Genomic DNA, 23,091 nt, shown 5'->3' with positions numbered 1-23,091 from the left:
CCTTCAGTCCCGGTCGTCCGGCGTCAGAACAGCTTGACGCCCTGGAAGGCCTTGCTGATCCAGCTGCCACGATCCTCGGACGGCTCGTAGCCACCCTTCTGGAGCAGCGAGTAGGAGTCCTTGTACCACTGGCTGTCCGGATAATTGTGACCAAGGATGGCGGCAGCCGTCTGCGCCTCATTGACCACGCCGAGCGCATAGTAGGATTCGGTCAGGCGTGCGAGCGCTTCCTCGACATGGCGCGTGGTCTGGTAGTTGATGACCACGGACTTGAAGCGGTTGATCGCGGCGATGTAGTTGCGCTTTTCCAGATAGTAGCGGCCAACCTGCATTTCCTTGCCGGCGAGCTGGTCATAGGCAACGAGCAGCTTCGTCTTGGCGTCAGCGGTATACTCGCTGTCCGGATAGCGGGTGATCAGTTCGTTCAGGGCCGAGGCGGCCTGTTCGGTGATCTTCTGGTCGCGCGAGACATCCGGGATCTGCCGGTAATAGGCCTGGCCGATCAGATAGAGCGCATAGGGCATATCCTCGCTGCCCGGATAGAGCGTGGTGAACCGCTCGGCAGCCGTGACCGTCTCGGGATAACGGCCGAGCGAGAAGTTGATGTAGGCAAGATTCATCAGCGACTTCTTGGCGTATTCCGAATAGGGATACAGCTTGTCGAGCTCGGTGAACTTCTTGCCGGCATCGGACAGACGCCCGGCATTGCGCAGCGCCAGACCCTCGTTGAACAGCACCTCTGCGGGCGTATCGTCCAGGGCCAGATCATCATCGTCCTTGGACGAGCACGCCGTCAGCACCAATGCGGTGGCTATCAGCAGGGAGTGGATGAGGATCGTCTTCCTGCGCGGACGCTTGCCTGTCCCGGTCGCCATGTTGTCCAGCACGCCTTCCAACTCCTTGCCCAGGACACCGCCCGCGAACCGGCCACACTGACCGGACTGAAACGGATCCATCGTATTGATGCGTGATCGATTGCCGACGCGGTGACTGCACCGGAGCGGAAATCGATCAGGCAGGCCAAACCCAGACCGTGGCCAAGGCTTAAGCTGCCGCGTGGAAAATGCCAACCATTTTCCAAGGCAAGGCTTTTACCGGATCATGGCAGGACCTGCCACGCCATGTGTCGAGTTTTTTAAGCTTTTTTGTGGCGGAGGGATAGCACGGGCCGATTTGACAGGATTGCCCGGCGCGGCCTGGGGGGACGTGGGAGGTTGATGCCCCCCTCTTTGGCGTCATGCAGGGCTGATCGCACGGAGAGGTCACGGCATGGATGCCATGGTCGAGCCATGGCATGACGAAGGATGGGGTGTGGCCGGGGGATCGGCTTGCGGAGCCTTGCGGGTTGGCGTGCGAGTTAGGACGGCGCACGGGGCAGCGTGCGGCGGGAACGGGGACCGTGTTCTCCCGGTCGTCATGCCATGACTTGATCATGGCATCCATGCCGTTGCCTTAACCCGCGGGGAACGTAGCGAACCTGGAGACGTGCCCAGCCGTGTTCCGCTCACCGTGCGGAGAGGGCACGGCATGGATGCCATGGTCGAGCCATGGCATGACGAAGGATGGGGTGTGGCCAGATATCGGCTTGTGGAGTCTCGCGGATCAGATCGGAGTGCGGGGGGCGGATGCGATCCCGGGTCCCCCGGTCGTCATGCCATGACTTGATCATGGCATCCATGCCGTTGCCTTAACGCGCGGGGAATGTAGCGAACCTGGAGACGTGCCCAGCCGTGTTCCGCTGATCGCACGGAGAGGTCACGGCATGGATGCCATGGTCGAGCCATGGCATGACGAAGGATGGGGCTGGTCTGATGATCAGGAAACGTCGGGGCCGAAGGCGGCGGCGGCGAGGGCCGGGCGGCCGGCGGACTGGCTGTTGTCGCGCCAGACCGGTGCTTCCACGATCTCGTAGCCGTCACCGCCGCGGGTGAACAGGGCTTCGAGAATGGCGTGGTTCATCTTGTGGCCGCCCTTGAAGGAGCGGTAGATGCCAAGAATCGGCAGGCCGGCAAGGGCGAGGTCACCCACGGCATCCAGCGCCTTGTGGCGGACGAATTCGTCCGGCCAGCGGGTGCCTTCCGGGTTGAGCACGCGATCTTCGGCGATGGCGACCGAATTCTCCAGCGACGAGCCGAGGGCAAAGCCCATGGCCCAGAGCTTCTCGACGTCCTTGACCTGGCCGAAGGTGCGGGCGCGGGCCAGTTCCTTGCGGAACACGTCTGGCGTCAGGTCGCGGGCAAAGGTCTGGCGGCCAATCAGGGCGCTGTCGAACTCGATGGTGACGTCAAAGCGGGTGCCGTCGTAAGGCAGCAGCTCGCACCAGGCAGAGCCGGCATCGATGCGGATCGGCTTCTTGATGCGCAGATAGCGGCGGCCACGATCAAGACGCTTCAGGCCGACCTGATCAATTGCCTCGACAAAGGGAGCGCTGCTGCCGTCCATGATCGGCATTTCCGGGCCGTCCATCTCGACGACCACGTTGTCGACACCGAGCGCGACCAGCGCGGCCATCAGATGTTCGACGGTGGAAACGCCGTTGCGGGCCGGATCGGCGATCACGGTGCACAGCGCGGTGGCGGTGACCTGATCCCAGCGCGCCGGGATCATGCGGCCGTCTTCCTGGGCGTCGCAACGGGTGAACATGATCCCCGTGCCGGCGTCAGCCGGGAGGAGAGTAACGCTTGCCGGCTTGCCAGAGTGAACACCAATCCCGGTAAGGGTGACCTGATCGGCCAGGGTGGTCTGGAAGTCGGAGCGATTGGTCATGGACGATGCCTTGCTTTGGTCGGCGGCTTGAGAGGCACAAGCTTTAGGCAAGCTTGATACGCTCTGTTAACGCTCTGTGATCTGGCCGAACAATAGCCCCGTGCGTTCGGGCACCGAAATAAAGCTTTATTACGTTTTGTAACGCTTTGGGTCGCCGCAAGTCCTTGATTTCGTTGCGCGAGCCCCTCCCCCATTTTCGCCTTGTTACAAACGGAAACGACCCGGTGGTGTCACCGGGCCGTTCCGAAGGGAAGAAGGTCAGTCCTTAAGTGGACGACTCAGTTCGACTGACGGCGCAGGAACGCCGGGATCTCGAGCTGGTCTTCCTCGCTGTGGGCCTGCGGACGGGCCGGAGCGCGGCCGGTGGCATCCAGCTGGCCGGATGCGCCCATCTGCGGACGCGGGGCCGGAGCCATCTGCGGCATGCGCGGGGCCGGACGCATCTGCGGCTGGGGAGCGGCAGGAGCGGCCATGCGCGGCTGCACCGGAGCCTCGGGAGCCACATCCTCATGCTCGACATGACGCGACAGGCCGGAAGCCAGACGGCGCAGCAGGCCCATCGGACGGCGGTCGTCACCGTGATCGTCCTCGACGTGGGTCTGAGCCGGCTCGGCCTGTGCGGCAACTTCCTGGGTGCGGGTCGCCTGGGCGCGCATTTCACGCTGGGCGATCGGCGGGAAGTCTTCCATGCGCGGCATGCGCGGGTTGGCAACCGGCTGTTCGGCGACCGGCGGGATGTACGGACGGCTGACCGGAGCTTCGGCCGCCAGCGGAACCTGGACCGGTTCGCCGAGGTCGGCTGCCGGAACCTTGGTGGTCATCATGTCGGGCGCGGGGCGAAAGGCCTTGATCTCGACTTCCGGGTCCATGGCCGAGGCAACGGCGACCGGCTCGGGGATCGACAGCTCGCGTTCCAGGCTCGCCAGAGCGCGGGAGGCTGCATCCTGCTGGAAGGAACTCACCGGCGCTGCAGGGCGCGCCTCAACCGGACGGGCCGACTGCGTCACGACCGGCTTCTGCACGCTTTCCACGCGCGGAGCCAGCATGACGTTCATGTCAGCGTTTCCCAGGGTCTGCTCCTTGTCGATGCCGGTGGCAACGACCGACACGCGGATGATGCCGTTGAGGCTTTCATCGAACGTCGCGCCGAGGATGATGTTGGCGTCGGAATCCACTTCCTCGCGGATGCGGGTGGCGGCTTCATCGACTTCGAACAGGGTCAGGTCCGTGCCGCCGGTGATCGAGATCAGGAGGCCCTTGGCGCCCTTCATCGAGGTCTCGTCGAGCAGCGGATTGGCGATGGCGGCTTCAGCAGCCTGCTGGGCGCGCTTGTCGCCGGAGGCTTCGCCGGTGCCCATCATGGCCTTGCCCATGCCGCGCATGATCGAGCGCACGTCGGCAAAGTCGAGGTTGATGAGGCCTTCCTTGACCATCAGGTCGGTGATGCAGGCCACGCCAGAGTACAGCACCTGGTCAGCCATCGCGAAAGCGTCGGCGAAGGTGGTCTGGGCATTGGCGATGCGGAACAGGTTCTGGTTCGGAATGACGATGAGCGTATCGACGTTCCGCTGCAGTTCCTGGATACCGGCTTCAGCGATCCGCATACGGCGCGAGCCTTCGAACTGGAACGGCTTGGTGACCACACCTACCGTCAGTATACCCTGCTGGCGGGCCGCCCGTGCAATAACGGGGGCAGCGCCCGTGCCGGTGCCACCGCCCATGCCGGCGGTGATGAACACCATGTGCGAGCCGGACAGGTGATCATTGATCTCGTCGATCACTTCCTCGGCAGCGGCAGAGCCGACTTCCGGCTGGGATCCAGCGCCGAGGCCTTCGGTCACGGCGACGCCCATCTGGATGAGGCGTTCGGCGTGGTTCATGGCAAGCGCTTGCGCGTCGGTGTTGGCCACCACGAAATCGCAGCCCTGCAGGCCTGCGGAGATCATGTTGTTGACGGCGTTGCCGCCAGCCCCGCCAACGCCGAAGACGGTGATCCTCGGCTTCAGCTCCTGAATGTCAGGCATCTTCAGGTTGATGGTCATAAGTTCCTCGCGACCCTCTAAGGGCACCCGATTCTCGGGGGCCCAGTTCTTCCCTTGTGTGTGCGCCGTTTCCGGCATTTCCAGTCCGACGCGGCGTCCCGCGTCAGAAGCTTTCCCTGATCCACTGGCCTACCCGGGCCAGATATCCCTGATTTCCGCTCCAGCCCGACCGCTTGTACTTCGGCTGGAACTGTTCGATCTGGGACACCTGCGGGTAGATGAGAAGACCCACGGACGCGGCAAACGCCGGTCCCTTGGCCGCCTCGGGCAAGCCAGCCACGCCGAGTGGCCTGCCCAGTCTGACGTTCCGGCCAATAATCCGGCGCGCCACTTCGCTGAGGCCGGTGAGCTGGCTCGCTCCGCCGGTCAATACGATCTGCTTGCCGACGCGCCCGGCAAATCCGGACGCCGTCAGCCGGTCCCGCACCAGCTCGAGGATCTCCTCGACGCGGGGACGGATGACACGGGTCAGCGCTGACCGGGGGATCTGGTTCGGCAGATCGCCCTCGCCCTCGACAGGCGGAATGGTCAGCATGTCTCGGTCATCAACACTGGACGACAGCGCCGACCCGTGCAGGGTCTTCAGCCGCTCGGCATCGGTGAGCCGGGTGGCAAAGGCACGGGCGATGTCGGTGGTGACATGCTGCCCGCCCACGGCGATGGCATCCAGATGGACCATCTGGCCTTCAACGAACACGGACAGCGTGGTTGTGCCACCGCCCATGTCGATGCAGGCCACGCCCAGTTCCGCCTCGTCGTCCACAATGGTCGACAGGCCGCTGGCGAAGGGCGTCGCCACCAGCGTTTCCACCTGGAGATGCCCGCGATTGATGCAGAGCTCCAGATTGCGGACAGGAGGGACCTCCGTCGTCACCACCTGCATGTCGACCCCGAGCTTGAGGCCCATCATGCCGCGTGGATCGCGGATGCCGCGGTTGCCGTCCAGCGAATAGGAAATCGGCAGCGCATGCGTCACGGCCCGGCCATCCGTAGCGGAATGGGACGACCCGGCCACCAGCACGCGCTGGATATCTGCCTCTGTGACAGATTCGCCGGCTAAAGGCACGGTGGCGCTGAAGATTTCGCTCTGCAGACGGCCGCAGGAAACGTTGGCGATCACCGATTCAACCGTGACGCCAGCCATCCGCTCGGCCGCATCCACGGCAAGGCGGATTGCCTGCTCGGCAGCATCCATGTCGACAATGACGCCGGACTTGATGCCGCGCGAGCGCTGGTAGCCATAGCCCAGCACTTCCACCGCATGCGAGCGGCCGGCGAGAACGTCGGAGCCTTCGCGTGGGGTCAGCTTGGCGATCAGGCAGCAGATCTTGGTCGAGCCAACATCGAGCACCGACATGACGACGGCCCGGCGCCCCGGCAGGGGGCGCATGCGCGGCAGGTAAAGGGCTGTCCCGTTTCGGCTCATGTGTTTGCCCCCCGCTTGGCGACCTTGTCGCCGCCCTTGAGGCTTTCCTCACGGCGCTGCACCGCTTCATCGGTGAGACGCACCACCACCCGGTCCGGCAGGCGCATGTCGACGGCCGCAATGTCGCGGGTCAGAAGCGCGCCTTCAGCATCCATCTTCAGCAGCTCGGCCAGGGCCGGTGCCATGCCGTTTTCCGGCAGGCGAACGGTGATGCCATTCTCCAGCATCAGGTCCCAGCGGCGATGGCCGACGAGAAACGCGGCGCGCACGCGCGGACGCAGCGACGGCACCTCTTCCAAGGCCGAGATGATCTCGCCGGCCCGCTTCTGCGCACCGTCATTGACCACGAGCAGGAGATTTGCGTAGCGGCCATCGACTTCGCTGGTGATGATGTCACCCTGCTCGTTGATGATCGACACGACATCGCCGTCCTGCCACAGGGCGAAGGGAATACGCTCCTCGACGGTCACCTTGAGGGTGTTCGGATAGAGCTTCATCACGGATGCGCTCTTGATCCAGGCGATCGAGGTCAGGCGTTCACGCGCGCCATCGACATCGAACAGCGCCAGCGAGGTCGCATCATCAATGCCAAGCGCGGAGAGGATCTGATAGTCGGATGTCTCGCGCTGGCCGGAAATCTTGACGGTCTCGATGCCGAAGCCGGCAGCGCTGATCAGCGCTTCGGAGACCATGCGGCCGTAGCCGCCAAGAATGACGCCATAGGTGATCGTTGCCGCCAGAAAGCCGACAGCTGCGACCGATCCCGTCCCGCGCGGCAGCTCGGCCAGGCGCCCGGCCTGACGCCAGAGCGGACGCTGATGCAGGCGTGCGACACCACGCCCGCGCGGCGCGAGCTCCGCCTCAAGCGGAAATGCGGTCTCTTCCTTGGCCTTGCGTCTCAGCGAGAGCAACTTGCGTCCTCCACCATCCAGGTGACGAGATCTCCGAAATCCTTGCCCTCATGGGCAGCGAGTTCCGGGACCAGAGAGGTCGGGGTCATTCCGGGTTGTGTATTCACTTCGAGGCAGATCAGGGTTCCCGTGCCGTCGGGCTTCTCGTCGAAACGGAAATCCGCCCGCGAGACACCCCGGCAACCGAGAGCCTGATGCGCCGTCAGGGTAAGTTTCTGTACTTCTTGGTAAACAAAGGGTGAAAGTTTTGCAGGAAGGATGTGGTCAGACCCACCTTTCGCATACTTGGCGTCATAATCGTAGAAACCGTGTCCTTTTGGCACGATGTCAATAACGCCAAGCGCCCGGTCGCCCATGACCGCACAGGTCAGCTCGCGGCCCGGAATATAGGTTTCGCACATCAGCACGTCGGAATAAGGCCAGTCCGCCCGGTAAAGCTCCTGCGGCGGATGGGCGGCATCTTCCTTCACGATCAGGACGCCAAAGCTCGAACCTTCGTTGATCGGCTTCAGCACGTAGGGAGGCGGCAGGGGATGATCGCGGCCGATCTCGTGGCGGTTGACCACGACATGGCGCGTCACCGGCACGCCGGCGGCAGCCATGACCGCCTTGGCCTTGACCTTGTTCATGGCCAGCGCCGACGCCATCACGCCGGAATGGGTGTAGGGAATGCCGAGGATTTCCAGAACGCCCTGGATGCAGCCATCTTCACCAAACGGGCCATGCAGCGCATTGAAGGCAACGTCGGGACGAAGATCAGCCAGGCGCTCAGCAATGGTGCGGTCGACATCCACGCGGGTGACGCGAAAGCCCCGCGATTCCAGCGCATCTGCGCAGGCGTTGCCCGATGAGAGGCTCACGGGCCGCTCATGCGCCCAACCACCCATCAGCACCGCTACATGTTTACCCGTCATTGCCGCGACTCACCCGAACACGTGTCTCACGCCGACAATGCGCAGCAAATTGGTAAAGAATCGTTAACCAAGGCGTTAAGGATTGTGTTTACGATTGGACAGTTCGCAGTGTTGCCGCGGCGCAACATTTTTGAAACCTGCGGTATGGAACCGATTTCGCTCAGTCCGTGTGGGTTGCTGGTTGGAGCTTGATCTCGCTGCCCAGATTGTCGGGTTTGCGGCCAGTGAAGCGAACAAGGGTCCGGGATGGCAAAGTGGCAAAGTCGTCATCCCCGCCTTGTGCGGGGATCCTGCCGATGAGCGCCAAAGGGATAGGGACCTTGCGCCCTTAAATGCCGTTTGGATCCCCGCACAAGGCGGGGATGACCACTGAGACGATGGACGGCGATTAAAGCAGCGCGTTCAAGACAGCCAAGCCACGTTATCTCATTGGAGCAACATGGGGTCCTTCAATCCAGGAACGGCGTGATGTGCTGGCCGGGGGTGAAATCGCCGAGGCGTTTGATTTCCCATTCGAGGAGGATGCCGGAGGTTTCGCGGACGCGGCGGCGGACGGTTTCGCCGAGGAGCTCCAGATCGTGAGCGGTGGCGGTGCCCGTGTTGATCATGAAGTTGCAGTGCATCTCGGACATCTGCGCGCCGCCGATGGTGAGGCCGCGACATCCTGCCGCATCAATCACTTTCCAGGCGGAGGTGCCGTCCGGGTTCTTGAAGGTGGAGCCACCGGTCTTCTCGCGGATCGGCTGCGCCTTCTCGCGGTGGGCCGTGACGTCCGCCATCTCGGCGCGGATCTGCTCCACCGGAGCCGGGATGCCCTCGAACAGGGCGGAGGTGAAGATCAGGTCCTTCGGGGCACTGCAGTGGCGATAGGCATAGCCGAGATCAGCATTGCTGAGCACATGGCGTTCGCCCTTGCGGTCAAGCGCCGTGACCTCGACGACGCGGTCACGGGTCTCGGTGCCATGGGCGCCAGCGTTCATGCGCAGGGCACCGCCGATGGCACCGGGAATGCCGGCGTAGAAGGCAAAGCCGCCGAGACCGGCTTCCGCTGCAAATTCGGCCAGGCGCTTGTCAGGAACGGCCGCACCGGCACGAATACCCGTCTCGCCAACACGGTCGATGGCGCCGAAGCCCTTACCCGTGAGGCGAATGACAACGCCGTCAAAGCCGCCGTCGCGGATGAGGAGATTGGAGCCAAGGCCAATGACGAGCACCGGCACATCCGCCGGCAGCTGCTTCAGGAAGCTGGCAAGGTCGGCCTCATCGGCCGGCTGGAACAGCACGCTGGCCGGACCGCCCGCGCGCAGCCAGGTGACGGCAGAGAGAGGTGCATCGCCTGAAACCCGGCCACGAATGCCGTGGATCGAAGCGCCAAGGCGGATCAGGAGATTATCCGAACTCACGCCTTGGCCCCCTGCCCCAGCGCCTCGAGCTGTCCCGGCAGCGCATGGGCCCACTGGGTGATGTTGCCGGCACCGAGGCAGACGACATAGTCGCCCGGCTGGGCGATGCCGCCAACGAGACCGGCGAGGGCTTCCGGGCCCTCCATTGCCAGAACCGAGCGATGGCCGTGGATCTTGAGGCCGCTGACCAGCGTGTCGCGGTTGACGCCCTCGATCGGCTGCTCACCGGCCGCATAGACCGGGGCGACGATGACGGTGTCCGCGTCGTTGAAGCAGGTGGAGAAGTCGTCAAACAGGCTGGCAAGGCGCGAATAGCGGTGCGGCTGCACGATGGCGATGACCTTGCCCTTGGCGGTGTCGCGGGCAGCCTTCAGCACGGCGCGAATTTCCACCGGGTGATGGCCGTAATCATCGAAGACATCGACGCCGTTCCAGGTGCCGGTGTGGGTGAAGCGGCGCTTCACGCCGCCGAAGCCGGCAAGGCCCTTGCGGATGGCAGCCCCGGCGATGCCGAGCCGGTTGGCGACCGCAATGGCAGCCGTGGCGTTGGAAACGTTGTGCAGGCCCGGCATCGGCAGGACGAGATCGTCCAGGGCCTCGCTGGTGCCCGAGCGGCGGTTCTGGAAGCGGACGCTGAAATGTGCCTTGCCGCCTTCCATCCGCACATCGACGAAGCGGACATCGGCCTGCGGGTTATTGCCATAGGTGACGATGCGCTTGTCCTCGATCTGGCCGACCAGAGACTGGACTTCCGGGTGATCCAGGCACATCACGGCAAAGCCGTAGAAGGGAACGTTCTCGACGAAGTTGCGGAACGCGGCGCGCACGCCGGCGAAGTCGCCATAGTGGTCGAGATGCTCGGGATCGATGTTGGTGACGACCGCGACATCGGCGGGCAGCTTGACGAAAGTGCCATCGCTTTCATCCGCTTCCACGACCATCCAGTCGCCGGCGCCCATGCGGGCATTGGTGCCATAGGCGTTGATGATGCCGCCGTTGATGACGGTGGGGTCAAGTCCGCCAGCTTCCAGCAGTGCGGCGATCAGCGAGGTAGTCGTGGTCTTACCATGGGTGCCGCCGATGGCGACGGCCTGCTTGAAGCGCATCAGCTCGGCGAGCATTTCCGCGCGGCGCACGACCGGGATCAGCTTTTCGCGGGCAGCGATCAGCTCCGGATTGTCGCGCTTGATGGCCGAGGACACGACCAGAACCTCGGCCGCGCCGAGGTTTTCGGCGGCATGGCCGATGAAGACCGGAATGCCCTTTTCGCGCAGGCGCTGAACGTTGGCGCTCTCGGACATGTCCGAGCCCTGGACGGTGTAGCCGAGCATGTGCAACACCTCGGCGATGCCGCTCATGCCAATCCCGCCAATGCCAACAAAATGCACCGGACCCAGTTCACGCGGCATCTTCATCGCCGGTCTCCTTTCACGTCTTCGACTGCGCGGCCACCTGCTCGACCAGATCGGCAAGGCGCGCAACCGCGTCGGCCTTGCCCTGTCCGGCGGCAGCACGGGCGGCAGCGGCAAGGGTTTCGGGTTCATCCATCAGGCTGCCGAGCCGGCCGGCCAGGGCCTGAGGTGTCAGGTTTTTCTGCTCAATCGGCCAGGCACCGCCCACTGCTTCCAGCACACGGGCGTTGGCGCTCTGGTCCTGGTCGAGCGCATGGGGCAGCGGCACGAGGATCGACGGGCGGCCGATGACGGCCAGCTCGCTGACAGACGAAGCGCCGGAGCGGCACAGGATGAGATGGGCGCTGGCGAGGCGCATCGGCAGATCGGTGAAGAAGGCGGCAAGTTCCGCCGAAACGCCAAGCTCCTCGTAGCGGGTCTTGACCCGGTCCAGATCCTCCGGCCGGCACTGCTGGACAAGACGCAGACGGGCGCGCTTGCCGGCTGGCAGCAGGGCGAGTGCCTCCGGCATCAGGTCGGAGAAGAAGCGCGCGCCCTGCGAACCGCCGAAGACGAGAAACTGGAACGGGCCATTTTCCTGCAGCGGCGGATAGGCAACGCGGGCCGCGTCGATGACCATCGGGCGCACGGGATTGCCAGTTTCCCGGGCCTTGGCGGCAATGGCCGGATCAAGGCCGGCGATGGGAACGCTGGTGGCGACCGCGTCAACGCCGCGTGCGAGCATCCGGTTGGCCCGGCCCATCACCGCATTGGCTTCGTGCAGGATGGAAGGCACACGGGCGAGGCGCGCGGCGAGCATGGGGGGAAAGGTCGGATAGCCGCCGAAGCCGACGACCACGGACGGCTTGACCCGCCGCACCACGCCGAGGGCCTGCAACGTGCCGCGGGCCAGACTGAAGATCGTCTTCAGGATGGCGACCGGCGACCTGGAGCGCAGGGTCTCCGAGGCGATGATGTGGACTTCGCGCGCAGGAAAGCGGCTGCCGTATTTGTCGGCGCGTTCGTCGGTGGCCAGATCCACGGTCCAGCCGCGGCGCACGAGTTCGCTTGCCAGCGCCTCGGCGGGAAACAGATGGCCGCCGGTGCCGCCGGCGGTGAGAAGGATGGTCTTGGTCATCGGATACCCGGTTGCATCAGGCTGGATGGCGACACCCGCGAGACGATCACGCTTTCGCTGTGCACCGGACGCGGCTTGCGGCGGGACAGCGCCAGGATGAAGCCGGCGGTGAGCGCGGTCGAGAACAGCGACGAGCCGCCATAGGAAATGAACGGCAGCGTCATGCCCTTGGCCGGGATCAGGTTGAGGTTCACCATCAGGTTGATGGTGGCCTGGAGGCCGAAGGTGATCAGCAGGCCGGAGGTGGCAAGGCGCGAGAAGGCATCCTGGTCGCGCGCGGCATTGCGCAGGCCGCGCAGCACGATGAAGCTGAACAGCAGCACCATCAGCATGCAGACGATGATGCCGAATTCCTCGGCGACGACGGAGAACACGAAGTCGGTATGGCTGTCCGGCAGGATGCGCTTGACGATGCCCTCGCCAGGCCCCTTGCCGAGCCAGCCGCCGGACAGGAAAGCCTCGCGCGCCGTGTCGACCTGGAACGTGTCACCGGAATCGGGATCCAGAAAGCGATTCACGCGCGATGTCACGTGCGGCAGCAGGAAGTAGGCCGAGCTCATGCCGACGAGGCCGACCAGCGCCAGGGCAATGATCGCGATCCACGGCAGGCCGTTGATGAAGAACAACGCGCCCCAGGCCAGCGCCAGCAGCATGGTCTGGCCGAAGTCAGGCTGGGCGATCAGGAGCATGGCGGCGACAGCAAAGATCAGCGCCGAGAACAGCGCGCCTGGAACTTCGCGGCGGCGGCCGCTTTCCGACAGGAGGAAAGCGACGATGACGACGAAGGCGGGTTTGAGGAATTCCGAGGGCTGCAGCGTCGTGAAACCGAGGTTGATCCAGCGCCGCCCGCCCTTGACCTCGACGCCCATAAACAGCGTCGCCACCATCAGGACCAGGGACCCGATGAGGACCAGCAAGGCCGCACGGCGGATCATGCGTGGCGACATCAGCGACAGACCGATCATCATTCCGAGCGCGGGGATCAGGAACACCGCCTGCCGCTTGACGAAGTAGAAGCTCTCGACGCCGAGCCGTTCGGCCACAGGCGGGCTGGCCGCAAAGGACAGGACCACGCCGCCGATCGCCAGCAGGACGAAGGCCGCCAGGAGATAGTGATCAACCGTCCACAGCCATTCCGCCAGCGGACCACGATCGGCGCGTGAAACCATCAGGCATCCCCTTCTGTCCCCGAGGCACGATCAAGCGCCTCGACAGCTGCGACAAACGCATCGCCACGCACTTCAAAGTTCGGATACTGGTCAAAGGACGCGCAGGCCGGCGACAGCATGACGACCTTGTCCGCCGACGGATCACGGGCGGCATCCTCGGCAGCGCGGGCAACGGCCACATCCATGGTGCCGCAGATCTCCACCTGCGCCTTGCCGGCGAGGGTTTCCGCGAAGGCTTCCGCCGCCTCGCCAATCAGATAGGCGCGGGCGATCTTCGGGAAGAACTCGGCGAGCGGCTCGATGCCGCCAGTCTTCGGCTTGCCACCGGCGATCCAGTAGAGGCGCGGGTAGCTGGCCAGCGCCCAGGCGGCCGCATCGGCGTTGGTGGCCTTGCTGTCGTTGACGAAGAGCACGCCATTGCGGCGCGCGATCACCTGCATGCGGTGCCTGAGACCTGGGAAGGTCTTCAGCGCTGCGGCGATCCGCTCCGGTGCATGGCCGAGCTCCAGCAGCGCGGCGCAGGCGGCAGCGGCATTCTGGGCGTTGTGACGTCCGCGCAGGGAATCGATGCCGGTGAGATCGGCAAGCCGCTCCTGACGGCCACGGTCAGCCATCATCAGGCCGGTGCCATCGCCGTAGACGCCATCGGTCTGCGGCAGATAGCCGGAAATGCGGCGCACGCGCTTGCCCGCAGCGGCCAGATGATCGGCCATGGCCTCGCTCATCGGGTCATCGACACCGATGACGGCGGACCGGCTGCCCGCCACGAGGCGCTGCTTGATGGCGGCGTAGTTTTCCATGGTGCCGTGCCGGTCGAGATGATCCGGCGACAGGTTCATGTGAATGCCGACAGTGGGGTCAAGGCTCGGGGCCAGATCGATCTGGTAGGACGAGCATTCGATGACGTAGTGCCGGGCCGGGCTGAGCGGGGCCAGGTCGAACACCGGCGTGCCGATGTTGCCGCCCATCTGCACATCAAGGCCAAGGCTGGCCAGGAGATGGGTGACGAGAGCAGTCGTCGTCGACTTGCCGTTGGTACCGGTGATGCAGATCAGCGGAGCGTCCGGGCAGAGGCGGCGGCGTTCACGGGCGAAGAGTTCGATGTCGCCGATCACCTCGACACCGGCCTTGCGGGCAAGCTGAACGGTCCAGTGCGGCTCGGGATGGGTGAGCGGCACGCCCGGCGACAGGACAAGGGCGGAGACGCTGCTCCAGTCGATCTGGCTGAGGTCCACCTCCGTCAGGCCTTGGGCCCGGGCGGCGTCGTTGCGAGCCGCGGAATCGTCGAAGGCGAGGACCTCGGCGCCACCGGCCTTCAGCGCCAGCGCGCTGGACATGCCGGAGCCGCCGAGCCCGAAGAGGGCGACTTTCTGTCCGGCAAAACTGGTGATCGGGATCATCTGGGCCTCACCGCAGCTTCAAGGTGGCAAGGCCGATGAGGGCGAGAACCACGGCGATGATCCAGAAGCGGATCACGACCTGGGACTCGGTCCAGCCGAGATGCTCGAAATGGTGATGGATCGGCGCCATGCGGAACACGCGCTTGCCGGTCAGCTTGAAGGACGCGACCTGCACGATCACCGAGACGGCCTCCAGCACGAACAGACCGCCGATGATGGCAAGGACGATCTCGTGCTTGGTGGCAACCGCGATGGCACCGATCATGCCGCCCAGCGACAGGGAGCCGGTGTCGCCCATGAAGATGGCGGCCGGAGGCGCGTTGAACCACAGGAAGCCAAGCCCTGCCCCGATGACCGCGCCGCAGAGCACGGCCAGTTCGCCGGTACCGGAGACGTGGTGGATCTGCAGATAGTCGGCAAAGACGGCATTACCCGACAGATAGGCGATGATGGCGAAGGACCCGGCCGCGATCATCACCGGCACGATGGCGAGACCATCAAGGCCATCCGTGAGGTTCACTGCATTGCCGGCCCCGACCATGACGAAAGCGGCAAAGGGAATGAACACGATGCCGAGGTTCAGCAGGAGGTCCTTGAGGAACGGGAACGAGATCGAGGTCGAGAACGGGCTGTTGTCGAGCAGCGTCACGGCAAAGGCGGCAGAGCCGGCGATCAGGAACTCGATGCCGAGCCGGGCGCGGCCCGAGAAGCCCTTGTGGGTCGCCTTGGTGACCTTGAGATAGTCGTCATAGAAGCCGATCAGGCCGAAACCGACGGTGACCCAGAGCACGATCCAGACATAAGGATTGCGCAGGTCCGCCCAGAGCAGAGTCGACACGATCATGCCCGACAGGATCATCAGGCCGCCCATGGTCGGAGTGCCCTTCTTGGTCAGCAGATGGCTCTGCGGACCGTCCTCGCGGATCGGCTGGCCCTTGCCCTGACGCAGGCGCAGGCTGGAAATGATCTTCGGCCCGAACAGGAACACGAAGATCAGCGCGGTCATGATGGCCGCGCCCGTGCGGAAGGTGATGTAGCGGAACACGTTGAGCGCAGACAACTGGCCGGAGAGTTCGCCGAGAAGATAGAACATGGGGAATCCTTAAACCGCTACGGTTTCATCCGCTGCCGCATAGTCCTGCTTGAGCGCTTCCACAAGGGGGCCCATCCGGCTGCCCAGAGATCCCTTGATCATGATGACGTCGCCAGCCCGCAAATCTTCGCGCAGACGGTCCGCAAGGCCGGATGATGCTTCGGCATAGAGCCCGCGTTGCGCTGCCGGGAGGGTTTCCCAGAGCGCATGCATCATCGGGCCGCAGCAATAGACGACATTGACGGCGGCGCTTGCGATGGGCGCGGCCAGCTCGGCATGAAGCGCCCGCGAGGTCTCGCCGAGTTCCAGCATGTCGCCGAGCACGGCAATGCGCCGGCCGCCGGCTTCCGGCTTGACGTCCGCCAGCAGGCTGAGTGCGGCGCGCATGGAGGCCGGATTGGCATTGTAGCTTTCGTCGATGAGGATGGCCGGGCCGCCGGGCAGCGAAAGCCGGGTCTGGGCACCGCGACCCTTCGGGGCGGACAGTTCCGCAAGGGCCAGACCGGCGAGAGCGAGATCTGCCCCCATCTCCACGATCGCGAGCAGGACAGCGAGGCTGTTCATGACGAAATGCCGTCCCGGCGCGCCGATCTTGTAGGTGATCTCCTCGCCCAGGATGCGGGTCTGCACCACGGAGGTGCCGCCCTGGCTGAGATGCTTCAGCAGCTTGCCATCGGACCCGGCGCCCTCGCCGAAGGTCCGGATGGTGGTGACGCCACCCGTCTTGGCAAGGAAGGTCAACAGGTCGAACTGGTCGTTGTCGCGGTTCAGAATGGCCACACCGCCCGGCTCGAGACCTGAGAAGATTTCTGCCTTGGCCTTGGCGATGCTCTCGACCGAATCGAAGAACTCCAGGTGCACGGGCTGCACCGTGGTGATGATCGCGACATGCGGACGGACCATCTGCACCAGCGGCGTGATCTCGCCAGCGTGGTTCATGCCAATCTCGAACACACCGAAATCAACGTCGCGGGGCATGCGCGCCAGCGTGAGCGGCACGCCCCAGTGATTGTTGAAGGACGCCACCGACGCATGGGTCTTGCCGCAACGCGACAGGGCAAGGCGCAGGGCTTCCTTGGTGCCGGTCTTGCCGACCGAACCGGTGACCGCGACGATGCGCGCGCTGACACGGGCACGAGCGGCGCGGCCAAGGCAGCGCAGGCCTTCCAGAACATCGTCCACGACCACGTAACGGCCATCGGCCGGCAGGCTGGCCAGGCGATCACGCGCGACGAGGGCCAGCGATGCGCCGGCCTTGAGGGCGGCCTCGACAAAGTCATGGCCATCGAACCGGTCGCCGGCAATGGCGATGAAGGCTTCGCCGGGTTCAAGCGTGCGGCTGTCGATGGAAACGCCAGTGATCGCCTCGGCGGGTGTGCCGACGACAGAGCCGCTGACGGCAGCGGCGAATTCCTCAAGTGTCCAGAGCGGCAGGCTCATGCCGGGTCTCCCATGTCGCGCGCGGCATCAGCCACCGCAAGGCCGAGCGCAGCGCGAACTGCTTCGTGATCTGAAAAGGGCAGCACCGTGTCACCGACGATTTGGCCCGTTTCGTGGCCTTTGCCCGCCACGCAAAGCACATCCCCGTCTTCCAGCATCGCCACAGCCCGTTCGATGGCTTCGTGACGATCACCAATTTCCAGCGCTCCGGGTGCCCCGACGAGCATCGCCTTGCGGATCAGGGCAGGATCTTCGGTCCGCGGATTGTCGTCCGTGATGATGACGACATCGGCGCGGCGTGTGGCGACCTCGCCCATGATCGGACGCTTGCCCGGGTCCCGGTCACCACCGGCGCCGACGACGCAGACGAGCCGGCCCTTGGTGAAGGGACGCAGCGCCGCCAGCGCATTGTCGAGCGCGTCCGGCTTGTGGGCATAGTCGACAAAGGCCAGCGCGCCATTGGCCTTGCGGCCAATGAGATCCAGCCGGCCCGGTGCGCCTTCGAGGTCCTCGAGTGCACGCAGGACAGCCCCCGGCTGCTCGCCCGCCGCGATGGCAAGGCCGGCGGCGATCAGGGCGTTGGAGACCTGGAAGCGTCCAGCCAGCGGCAGCGAGACCTTGTAGTCGCCGCGCGGCGTGGCAATGGTCAGGACCTGGCTGAAGCCGCTGTGCTTGAGACCGGTGAGGGTGAGGTCAGCACCCCGTTCGCCGACCGTCAGCAGCTTGAGGCCCCGCGCCTGGCAGGCTGCAACAACGCGGTCGGCGTAAGGCTCCAGCGGATCAACGACGGCGATGCCGCCAGCGGGAAGCACCTCGGTGAAGAGGCGCAGCTTGGCCGCGAGATAGTCCTCGACCGTCGGATGGTAGTCCATGTGATCGCGGCCAAGGTTGGTGAACCCGGCGGCGGCCAGTTGCACCCCGTCCAGCCGGAACTGGTCCAGCCCATGGCTTGAGGCCTCCATCGCGGCATGGGTGATGCCATCTGCGGCAAGGCGGGCAAGGTCCTGGTGCAGTGTCACCGGATCGGGCGTCGTCAGGCCGCCATAGCTCTTGCCGTTCGAGGTGATCGTGCCGATGGTTCCAAGGCTGGCAGCGGCGTGGCCGCACCGTTCAAAGATCTGGCGGACAAAATGGGCAACGGAGGTCTTGCCGGCCGTGCCGGTGACCGCGACCATGGTGGCGGGCTGCGGCGCATGGAAGCGCGCGGCCATCAATGCCAGCGCCCGGCGCGGATTGCCGACGGTGATGACCGGGACCGAAATGCCCTGCCCTGCCAGACTGGATGCACCATCGGCATCAGTCACGACAGCAACCGCCCCGCCCTCGACGGCCCGGGCGGCGAAGCTTGCGCCATGTACCTTCACGCCACCCAGCGCAAAAAACAGAAAACCCGGACGAGCCGCGCGGCTGTCCGAGGTAAGACCGGAGATCGTCAGGTCAGGATAGGAGGCGGGACCGGCGAGGTCCGCCATCAGGCTGCTCAGATGCATGTCATCCAGGGTCCGCTTGTGCGCCGTCATGTCCAGCGGGAGGAAGGACGCCGGCTGCGACCCCTGCCCCTCATCCCGCCCGTGATGCCTGATAGCATCGAAAGATGCTCTAGTAGGCGATTTCTATCGTCTGCTTACCTTCAATAATCTGACGCGGCATGACACCCAGCATGGGCGCCACCCGGCGAATGATGTTGCCGACCATGGGCGCTGTGTTGAGACCCGCCGTGGCCGCCATGCCTTCCTTCTCCGGCTTCGGCTCGTCGAGGACGACAAGCACGACATAGCGCGGATTGTCCATCGGGAATGCAGAGAGGAAGGAATTGCGGCGCTTGTTGGGATTGTAGCGGCCGTTTTCCACCTTTTCCGCCGTGCCGGTCTTGCCGCCGACGAGATAACCGGGCACGTCCGCCCGCTTGCCCGAGCCGGCAATCACGTTGAGCCGGTAGAGATAGCGGATCGCCTGGCTGACCTTTTCCGGGATCACCTGGCGCGCCAGGCTGTTTGCGGCAGCTTCGTCACGCGGCAGGAAGGTCGGCGGGATGTAGCGACCGCCGTTCACGAGCGCCGCAGCGGCAACGGCAGTCTGCATCGGCGTGACCGAGATGCCATGGCCGAAGGACATGGTGATCGCGGCGAGCTCGCCCCAGCGTTTGGGCACCTGCGGCGCGGCGTTTTCCGGCAGCTCGGTGACCATGCGGCTGGTGAAGCCCAGATCGGTGAAGAAGCGCTTCTGCTCGTCAATGCCGGTGGCCAGCATCATCTTGGCCGTGCCGATGTTGGACGAGTAGATGAAGACTTCCGGAACGGTCAGGATCCGGTTCTTGCCGTGGAAGTCGGAGATGCTGCGCCCGCCAGCCCGGATCGGCCGGGTGGCATCGAAGCTGTCGTTCATCGAGACTTTGCCCGAGGCCAGGGCATTGGCGGTGGTGAACCCCTTGAACACGGAGCCCATTTCGAACGTGCCGCCGGTGGCCCGGTTCATGCGGTCGGCCTGCAGCGCCTCGCCGCGGTTGTTCGGGTCGTAGTCCGGCAGGGACGACATGGCGACGACTTCGCCCGTGTTCACATCCAGGATGATGCCGACGCCGGCAATCGCGTGGTAGCGCTCGATGCCCTTCTGGACCTCGTCGCGCACGATGTGCTGGACGCGCAGGTCGACGGCGAGCTGGACCGGTTCCATCGAGCGGTCCGAGGCAAAGCCGAGCTTCTGCAGGTCGGCGAGCCACGCGTCATCGACGTATTTCTCGATGCCAGCGATGCCCTGGTTGTCGATGTTGACCGAACCGACGATGTGCGAGGCAACCGGGCCGCCCGGATAGAAGCGCTGCTTCTCCCAGAGGAAGCCGATGCCGGGCAGGCCGAGGCGGTGGATCGCCTGCTGCTGCGCCGGCGTGATCTCGCGCTTCAGCCAGATGAAGCCGGCGCGGCTGGCGAGCCGCTTGCGCATGGCGTCATTGTTGAGATCCGGGAAGACGCTGCCGATGCCTTCGAGCGTTTCCTCGACATCGAGGATCTTGCGCGGTTCGGCGTAGACCGATGCGGTCTTGATGTCGGTGGCCAGGATCTCGCCGTTGCGATCGGTGAGATCCGGACGGGAGGCCGCGACCGCATCCTGCGCCGACATGAACTCCTGCGTCGGCACATCTTCCATCTGCGCCAGCTGGGCGAGACGGCCGCCGATGACCGCAAAGATCAGCGCAAAGGCGGTCATGGTCACGTAGACGCGCGACCGGACGGTACCGGTCGAGACCGAACCGTAAGTCGGCTTCGGCTGGGCCCGCTTGAACTGCAGGAAGGACTGAGGCTCGCTTGCCTGGCTCATGGCTTCGCCCTTACTGGATGGTCGCGGTTGCAGCAGCGGTGGTGGTGGCGGAGGCGGGGGCGGTGGCAAAGCCGTCGATGAGGGCATCGATGCCAACCGGCTCCAGCATCACCGGCTTCACCGGCAGATCGTTCAGCTGGACGATCTGCTTGGGCTCGAGCGGCTGAAGCTGCAGATACTCGCTGTAGCGCTCGGCAAGACCCTGCAGCCGATGCGGCTGGTTGAGCAGGCTCCACTCCGCCTTCAGCAGCCGGATCGCCTCGCGCTCCTCGTCGATCTGGCGCTTGAGTTCAGACACCCGTTCGGACGAGCGCTCGGCGGCCATCTTCATGTCGAAGACGAACGCGGCGCCGATGATGACCGCCAGCACGAAGACGAGATTGAGATAGCGCACAAGCATCGCCTATCCTCCAAGTCCCTGGAACGCCGCCAGATGCGGCACGCCGATCGCGTGAATGTCGAGGCTGCGGGCCGGAGCCGTGGTGCGGCGGCCAGCGCGCAGGCGCGCCGAGCGCGCGCGCGGGTTGACGGCCGTCTCGGCCTCGTCCGGCTCCTGACCACCCTTGACCAGCAGATCGAATGTCGCCGGCGGCACGTCCTGCTCCGGCATGTGGCGCGAACCGCCTGCCGTGACGCGGCAGCGGTCGGCGAAGAATTTCTTGACGATGCGGTCCTCGAGGCTGTGGAAGCTGACGACAACCAGCCGGCCACCAGGACGCAGGGCCGCCTCAGCCGCCGCAAGCACCTCGGCAGCCTGATGCAGCTCGCTGTTCACATAGATCCGCAGCGCCTGGAAGGTGCGCGTGGCCGGGTGGATGTGCATCTTCTTCGGCGAACGGCCGACGACCTTCTCGATCAGCGCCGCCAGATCAGACGTGCGGGTAAAAGGCTCCAGCTTGCGCCGGGCCTCGATGGCGCGGGAGACCTGACCGGCGCGCTTTTCCTCGCCAAGGAGGCCGATGATGCGGGTCAGATCGCGCGCGGGCAGCGTGTTGACCACATCGGCGGCGGAGGGACCTGCCTGTTCCATGCGCATGTCCAGCGGCCCGTCGCGCATGAAGGAGAAGCCGCGATCGGCTTCGTCCAGCTGCATCGAGGAGACACCGAGATCCAGCACGACGCCATCGACCGCCTCGACGCCAAGAGCCTCGAGATGGGTGGCAAGATCGGCAAAGCGGCCCGGAACAAGGCGCAGCGCGCCCTTGGCGGAGGCGACCAGCGCCCGACCACCGGCGATCGCATCCGGATCGCGGTCGATGCCGATGACTTGCGCCCCGGCCGCCAGCAGCGCCCGCGAATAGCCGCCGGCACCAAAAGTGCCATCAACGATCAGCTCGCCGGGCTGCGCCGCCATGGCGGCTAGCACAGCATCCAGAAGAACGGGAACATGGCGCACGGGGGCGCCGGAGGCTTCGTCCATCACGACTGGCAGATCATCCGTCATGCCGGACCTCCTGCCGTCAGCATGGCCAGCGCACACTTCTGCGCCTCGGCGCGATGGGCGCGGAACGCCTGCGGCTGCCAGAGCTGGAACTTGTAGCCAAGACCAACGAAGGCGACTTCGTCCGTGATGCCGGTCTGTTCGCGGATCATGTCGCTCAACATCATGCGGCCCTCCGCGTCGACCTTCGGCGTCTCGCTGGCGCCGAACAGGGCAAAGGCCAGCGCATCATGGTCGGCAGACAGCTTGGCAAAGCCGGCAAGGCGGGTCTCGATCTCGCCCACCAGCGCATTGCCACCCGCATCAACTGCCGGAGCGTGGGGAGAGGCGATGCAGTACAGCCCCTCGAAACCATCCCGCGCCAACACAGCCCGAAACGGCGCGGGAATGGACACGCGCCCCTTCGAATCCAGCCGGTTGACAAAATGCGAGACGAAGCCGGCCATAATTCCCTTTCAACACGCCTTCTGGCGTGAGCCCCGAACCCTCGGAAATCACTGGATGAACTCAAAAGACACTGCGTGCCGTCCCATGCCGGGGACATTCACGTGGCGCGGAAAGCCGCAGCCCATCCATCATTTCCGGGTCATTATGGGATACCATGGGATGGCATGGGCGTCAATGGAATCACCCGCCACCGCGACACAACGCGCGCTGGCAATGCGGCCTGTCCCCAGAAACATCTTCAGGGTTAACCGGGGGTTACCAGGCGAAGATTTGGGCAGGCGCAAATGCCCCCGCCCCTTGAAACGGGGCAGGACATGAGCGTGGGGGCAAAAAGGGAAAAAGTGTCAGTCGGCCTGTAAGCCGGGTTTTGTAAGGCAGGCCGGCGAACCGGCCCACGTGACGGCTATTCATCTGGGACGCCTGTTGCCAGACGCCTCGCGCAACCTACCCGGATGGCCGGCCTGGAAACCAACCCGGCGCCCTTGCGGGAACCTGCGCCATCCCTATTCGGTTTTGCTCCCGGTGGGGTTTACCTTGCCGCTTCCGTTACCGGTCGCGCGGTGGGCTCTTACCCCACCCTTTCACCCTTACCTCAGGCCTGATCCGCATCCGGGGACGCGGGGGACGAAGGCGGTTTGCTTTCTGTGGCACTTTCCCTGGGGTCGCCCCCGCCGGGTGTTACCCGGCACCGTGTCTCCATGGAGCCCGGACTTTCCTCTCCCGCACCCTTTCGGGTCTCGCGGCAGCAGCCGTCCGGCCGACTGACCTGCCCCCCTTACGGACGAAACGGAGCCG

General features: G+C 64.9%; 18 protein-coding genes and 1 other RNA gene. All 19 read right to left on the bottom strand.

Features of this window, described 5'->3' with window-relative positions; translation table 11 throughout:
• Positions 1-23 precede the first annotated feature (23 nt).
• Positions 24-875: an outer membrane protein assembly factor BamD gene (locus tag OVA12_RS06055; RefSeq protein WP_268137027.1), complete on the bottom strand. Its 852-nt coding sequence runs from the start codon at positions 873-875 to the stop codon at positions 24-26.
• 940 nt (positions 876-1,815) lie between these two features.
• A complete protein-coding gene (gene lpxC / locus OVA12_RS06050) occupies positions 1,816-2,766 on the bottom strand; it encodes a UDP-3-O-acyl-N-acetylglucosamine deacetylase (protein ID WP_268135403.1) in 951 nt (316 codons plus the stop codon).
• Between the two features lie 278 nt (positions 2,767-3,044).
• Positions 3,045-4,808 carry a cell division protein FtsZ gene (gene ftsZ, locus OVA12_RS06045; RefSeq protein ID WP_268135401.1) on the bottom strand — a complete coding sequence of 588 codons (1,764 nt, stop codon included), beginning with the start codon at positions 4,806-4,808 and terminating at the stop codon, positions 3,045-3,047.
• A 103-nt stretch (positions 4,809-4,911) separates the two neighbouring features.
• The gene (gene ftsA / locus OVA12_RS06040) at positions 4,912-6,234 is read right to left on the bottom strand and encodes a cell division protein FtsA (protein WP_268135399.1); all 1,323 of its coding nucleotides are present in this window, start codon (positions 6,232-6,234) and stop codon (positions 4,912-4,914) included.
• Positions 6,231-7,145 carry a cell division protein FtsQ/DivIB gene (locus OVA12_RS06035; protein ID WP_268135397.1) on the bottom strand — a complete coding sequence of 305 codons (915 nt, stop codon included), beginning with the start codon at positions 7,143-7,145 and terminating at the stop codon, positions 6,231-6,233. The genes ftsA and OVA12_RS06035 overlap by 4 nt, the downstream gene beginning before the upstream one ends.
• Entirely contained in the window at positions 7,133-8,059 is a 927-nt protein-coding gene (locus OVA12_RS06030) for a D-alanine--D-alanine ligase (protein ID WP_268135395.1), read from the bottom strand. The genes OVA12_RS06035 and OVA12_RS06030 overlap by 13 nt, the downstream gene beginning before the upstream one ends.
• A 449-nt stretch (positions 8,060-8,508) precedes the next feature.
• Entirely contained in the window at positions 8,509-9,462 is a 954-nt protein-coding gene (gene murB, locus OVA12_RS06025) for a UDP-N-acetylmuramate dehydrogenase (protein WP_268135393.1), read from the bottom strand.
• Positions 9,459-10,877, bottom strand: coding sequence for a UDP-N-acetylmuramate--L-alanine ligase (gene murC, locus OVA12_RS06020; RefSeq protein WP_268135391.1), 1,419 nt, complete (start codon positions 10,875-10,877; stop codon positions 9,459-9,461). Before murC ends, murB begins: the two co-directional genes overlap by 4 nt.
• A 13-nt stretch (positions 10,878-10,890) precedes the next feature.
• Positions 10,891-11,991, bottom strand: a complete 1,101-nt coding sequence (gene murG / locus OVA12_RS06015) for an undecaprenyldiphospho-muramoylpentapeptide beta-N-acetylglucosaminyltransferase (protein ID WP_268135390.1) — start codon at positions 11,989-11,991, stop codon at positions 10,891-10,893.
• The gene (ftsW, locus tag OVA12_RS06010) at positions 11,988-13,160 is read right to left on the bottom strand and encodes a putative lipid II flippase FtsW (RefSeq protein ID WP_268135389.1); all 1,173 of its coding nucleotides are present in this window, start codon (positions 13,158-13,160) and stop codon (positions 11,988-11,990) included. Before ftsW ends, murG begins: the two co-directional genes overlap by 4 nt.
• Positions 13,160-14,560, bottom strand: coding sequence for a UDP-N-acetylmuramoyl-L-alanine--D-glutamate ligase (murD, locus tag OVA12_RS06005; RefSeq protein ID WP_268135388.1), 1,401 nt, complete (start codon positions 14,558-14,560; stop codon positions 13,160-13,162). Before murD ends, ftsW begins: the two co-directional genes overlap by 1 nt.
• A 7-nt stretch (positions 14,561-14,567) precedes the next feature.
• On the bottom strand, positions 14,568-15,653 hold the full coding sequence (gene mraY, locus OVA12_RS06000) for a phospho-N-acetylmuramoyl-pentapeptide-transferase (protein ID WP_268135387.1): 1,086 nt from the start codon (positions 15,651-15,653) through the stop codon (positions 14,568-14,570).
• A gap of 9 nt (positions 15,654-15,662) precedes the next feature.
• On the bottom strand, positions 15,663-17,093 hold the full coding sequence (locus OVA12_RS05995) for a UDP-N-acetylmuramoylalanyl-D-glutamyl-2,6-diaminopimelate--D-alanyl-D-alanine ligase (protein WP_268135386.1): 1,431 nt from the start codon (positions 17,091-17,093) through the stop codon (positions 15,663-15,665).
• Positions 17,090-18,583 carry a UDP-N-acetylmuramoyl-L-alanyl-D-glutamate--2,6-diaminopimelate ligase gene (locus OVA12_RS05990; RefSeq protein WP_268135385.1) on the bottom strand — a complete coding sequence of 498 codons (1,494 nt, stop codon included), beginning with the start codon at positions 18,581-18,583 and terminating at the stop codon, positions 17,090-17,092. The genes OVA12_RS05995 and OVA12_RS05990 overlap by 4 nt, the downstream gene beginning before the upstream one ends.
• 109 nt (positions 18,584-18,692) lie before the next feature.
• Positions 18,693-20,408 (bottom strand): peptidoglycan D,D-transpeptidase FtsI family protein, encoded by a 1,716-nt coding sequence (locus OVA12_RS05985; protein ID WP_268135384.1) that lies wholly within the window; start codon positions 20,406-20,408, stop codon positions 18,693-18,695.
• A 10-nt stretch (positions 20,409-20,418) separates the two neighbouring features.
• Positions 20,419-20,808 (bottom strand): cell division protein FtsL, encoded by a 390-nt coding sequence (ftsL, locus tag OVA12_RS05980; protein WP_268135383.1) that lies wholly within the window; start codon positions 20,806-20,808, stop codon positions 20,419-20,421.
• 3 nt (positions 20,809-20,811) lie between these two features.
• On the bottom strand, positions 20,812-21,852 hold the full coding sequence (gene rsmH, locus OVA12_RS05975) for a 16S rRNA (cytosine(1402)-N(4))-methyltransferase RsmH (RefSeq protein WP_268135382.1): 1,041 nt from the start codon (positions 21,850-21,852) through the stop codon (positions 20,812-20,814).
• A complete protein-coding gene (locus OVA12_RS05970; RefSeq protein WP_268135381.1) occupies positions 21,849-22,295 on the bottom strand; it encodes a division/cell wall cluster transcriptional repressor MraZ in 447 nt (148 codons plus the stop codon). The genes rsmH and OVA12_RS05970 overlap by 4 nt, the downstream gene beginning before the upstream one ends.
• A gap of 341 nt (positions 22,296-22,636) precedes the next feature.
• Positions 22,637-23,061: RNase P RNA component class A (gene rnpB / locus OVA12_RS05965), an RNA gene on the bottom strand.
• Between the last annotated feature and the right edge of the window lie 30 nt (positions 23,062-23,091).

Origin of the sequence: Pannonibacter sp. SL95 (genome assembly GCF_026672425.1) — a bacterium.
GTDB lineage: Bacteria > Pseudomonadota > Alphaproteobacteria > Rhizobiales > Stappiaceae > Pannonibacter.
Note: the sequence above shows the minus strand (reverse complement) of the source record. Positions and strands in the feature narration are given on the sequence as shown.